This is a genomic window from Dongia sp. (genome assembly GCF_041906375.1).
Lineage (GTDB): Bacteria > Pseudomonadota > Alphaproteobacteria > Dongiales > Dongiaceae > Dongia.
The window spans coordinates 1-3,113 of record NZ_JAYRJJ010000026.1 but is presented as its reverse complement, the minus strand read 5'-3'; the positions used below and the strand labels follow the sequence as shown (position 1 = coordinate 3,113).

Annotated in this window: 5 protein-coding genes; 2 read left to right on the top strand and 3 right to left on the bottom strand. The window is 65.8% G+C overall.

Translation table 11 applies throughout. From position 1 onward, the window contains the following. Positions 1–109: 109 nt before the first annotated feature. Both murI and dnaQ read left to right on the top strand, forming a co-directional pair. A complete protein-coding gene (gene murI, locus ACE3OA_RS21465) occupies positions 110–985 on the top strand; it encodes a glutamate racemase (RefSeq protein WP_374314685.1) in 876 nt (291 codons plus the stop codon). Further along, positions 978–1,673, top strand: coding sequence for a DNA polymerase III subunit epsilon (dnaQ, locus tag ACE3OA_RS21460; RefSeq protein ID WP_374314683.1), 696 nt, complete (start codon positions 978–980; stop codon positions 1,671–1,673). The genes murI and dnaQ overlap by 8 nt, the downstream gene beginning before the upstream one ends. A 64-nt stretch (positions 1,674–1,737) precedes the next feature. On the opposite strand, the gene ACE3OA_RS21455 is transcribed toward dnaQ, so the two are convergent. The 3 genes from ACE3OA_RS21455 to ACE3OA_RS21445 all read right to left on the bottom strand — a co-directional run. Beyond that, positions 1,738–1,968: a VOC family protein gene (locus ACE3OA_RS21455; RefSeq protein ID WP_374314681.1), complete on the bottom strand. Its 231-nt coding sequence runs from the start codon at positions 1,966–1,968 to the stop codon at positions 1,738–1,740. Positions 1,969–2,076: 108 nt separating this feature from the next. Beyond that, the gene (locus tag ACE3OA_RS21450) at positions 2,077–2,748 is read right to left on the bottom strand and encodes a lactate utilization protein C (RefSeq protein ID WP_374314679.1); all 672 of its coding nucleotides are present in this window, start codon (positions 2,746–2,748) and stop codon (positions 2,077–2,079) included. Continuing rightward, on the bottom strand, positions 2,745–3,113 hold a 369-nt coding region (locus ACE3OA_RS21445; RefSeq protein ID WP_374314677.1), incomplete at its 5' end, for a lactate utilisation protein LutB domain-containing protein. The genes ACE3OA_RS21450 and ACE3OA_RS21445, both read right to left, overlap by 4 nt.

The window sequence follows — 3,113 nt, the reverse complement described above, 5'->3', positions numbered from 1 at the left end:
ACCGGTCTTGGCCGGCGCCCGACCCTGGCTGCCCTCGCCCGCATCGTTCGCGCGTTGAAACGCTGATCGACCCGGTCGATCATAATTTGGGGTGTAATCGACAAAATCGATGATAGGCGTGTTCGATTCCGGCCATGGCGGCCTCACCATCCTCGAAGCCCTGCAGCACCGCCTGCCGCGCCAGGGTTTCATTTATCTAGGCGATCACGCCAACGCCCCTTACGGCCAGCGGTCGACGGAGGAGATTTATGAGCTGACCCGGCAAGGGGTCGCCACCCTGTTCGGGCTGGGTTGCACGCTGGTCATCCTCGCCTGCAACACCGCCGCCGCCGTGGCGCTGCGGCGCCTGCAGCAGGAATGGCTGCCGCATCATTTCCCCCATCACCGCTGCCTGGGCGTGCTGGTGCCGATGATCGAGGAGATCGCGCACAACCCCTGGCATGCCAGCGCCACCGAAAGCGATTGGGCGCGGGCACCTGAGACCCTCGGCGTCTTTGCCACCCGCGCCACGGTGGCGAGCGGCGCCTATGTGCATGAGGTCGCCAAGCGCGCGCCGCGCCTCAAGATCTTCCAGCAGGCCTGCCCGGACCTCGCCGGCACGATCGAAGCCGGCGCCGATGAAGGGGTTATCGAACCGATGGTCGCGCGCTATGTGGGCGAGCTGCTGGCGCAGATCGAGGACGGGCGCCTCGACAGCGTGGTGCTGGGCTGCACCCATTATCCGCTGGTCGAGCATCTCTTCCGGGCGCATCTCCCGGAAAACACCCGCATCGTCTCGCAGCCCCAGCGCACGGCCGATTCGCTCACCGCCTATCTCTTCCGGCACCCGGAAATGAAGCGCTTTGGCGCGTTGCCGGCCGAAATCCGCGCTTATACAACCGGCGATCCGGCGCTGGCGACGCAGCTTGCCAGCCGCTTCTTCTCCCGGCATCTTGCCTTCCACGCCCTGCCCCATCATGCCGACCGGATGCGAACCCATGCGTGAAATCGTGCTCGATACCGAAACCACCGGCTTTGATCCGCTGACGGGCGACCGGCTGGCGGAAATCGGCTGCATCGAGCTTGAAAACCACATCCCCACGGGCCGCAATTTCCACCGCTACATCAACCCGGAACGCGAAATGCCGGATGCCGCCTTCCGCATCCACGGCCTTTCCACGGCGTTCCTGGCCGACAAGCCGAAATTCGCGGCCCTTGCCGATGACTTCCTGGCCTTCATCGGCGAGGACCCTTTGGTCATCCACAATGCCGAGTTCGACATGAAGTTCATCAACTTCGAGCTCGAAAAGGCCGGCAAGCGCGCCATTCCCTTCCAGCGCGCCATCGACACGGTGAAGATGGCGCGCACGAAATTCCCCGGCTCGCCCGCCTCGCTCGACGCGCTCTGCAAGCGCTTCAACATAGATAATTCCAACCGCACCCTGCATGGGGCGCTACTCGATGCGCAGCTTCTGGCCGACGTCTATCTCGAATTGCTGGGCGGCCGGCAGACCGGCCTCACCCTGGCGAGCGAGGATGCCGGCACCGCCGACATGAACTTCGCCAAACGCAGCACCACCGCCGCCGGCAACCGCCAGGTCCGCCCGGCGCGCCCGAATGCCCCGACCGAAGAAGAACTGGCCGCCCACGCAGCCTTCATCGCCAAGCTCAAAGACCCGGTCTGGCTGCAATAATTGACCCTCTCCCCTCGCCGACGAAAGTCGGCATTCGCCTCCGGGGGAGAGGGGCGCTTCGCCTTCACACCTGCCACGGATCATAGGTCCCGAAGGACCACAAATGCCCGCCGCAATCGCGGGCCGAGTATTCCCGCGCGCCATAAGGCGTATCGCTGAGCGGCCGCACGATCTCGGCTCCCGCGGCCTTCGCCTTGGCGAAATGCGCCTCGATATCGTCGACGCAGACATAAACGCCCATTGGCTCCGTGCACCAGGGATTGGTCTTGTCCGGCGCGCGCGTGGCCCCGAACATGATCATCGCCCAAGACTGCATGTTTGAGGCGCGGATCGGGTGTCGCGAACACCGCCTCCCAGAACCCGCCGGGCGTTGCCCCACCGAGCCTGCGGAGGCGCCCGCCCATCACAATTCCTCATCCACCACGATGACGTGGAGCTTCTTGGGGCCGTGGGCGCCCATGAGGAGAATCTTGCCGATATCCGCACTGCGTGATGGCCCGGTCACGAAATTGACCGTGCGCGGCAGGGCGCCGTCGGGACCGCGTTTGACGCGCGCCAGCGCATCCTCATAGGTGCCGACGATCTGGCTTTTCGAGATGACGACCACATGCTGGTCGGGCAGGAAATGCAGAGTCGTGGGCGTGGCGTCGGAAGATTGCAGCACCACGGTGCCGGTTTCCGCCACCACCGCCACGGCCGGCGTGACGCTGGTCGGGTCCTGGCCATGGGAGCGGCCGGATGAGACTTCGAGCAGCGGCACCTTGTCCCAGGAAATGGAACTGACCCGCTTGTCGGGCGCAAGGCGGATGCGCGCCTCGGCATTGTTGGCAGCGAGATATTTCTGCACCGCCGCCGGCACCTCGTCGCGGGTCGCCACTTCGTCCAAGGTCGCCTTGGCATTGGCAAGCTGCGCCTTGAAGAGGCCCACCACATCGACGCCCGGCGCCGTGGCGCGGGCCGGGATGAGCGGTGTCGGCTTCGTGGGTGCCGCAGCACCTTGGCGGCGCTCGCCTTGACGGGCGATGCCGGCCTTGATCGAGGCCAGCATGCGGTCGCGGCCGGTTCCCGTGCTCATGACCGGCCTCCCCGCTTCTCTTTCCAGAGTTCGTGAAAGGTCTTCCCCTGCGGCGCCGGGAGATCGCGATGCTTGGTCCAGCCGCCGGCCAATGGCGCAGAAGAAAGCCGTCCGCGCGAACCGGCGAGGCCCTTCAGCACCCTTGCGCCGATCGAGGTGGCGAGACGATAGAGTTTCGGCCGCAGCGCCATGAAGGCCCAGAAGCGCAGGCCGGAGCGTTCCGTGGGTGGCGTGATGGCGCGGGAGAATTCGGTCTCGCGCCAATGGCGCAGCAATTTGGGGATGGGGATGCGCATCGGGCAGACCGATTCGCAGCGCCCGCACAGCGTCGAGGCATTGGGGAGCGGCTTGGCGTTCTCGACGCC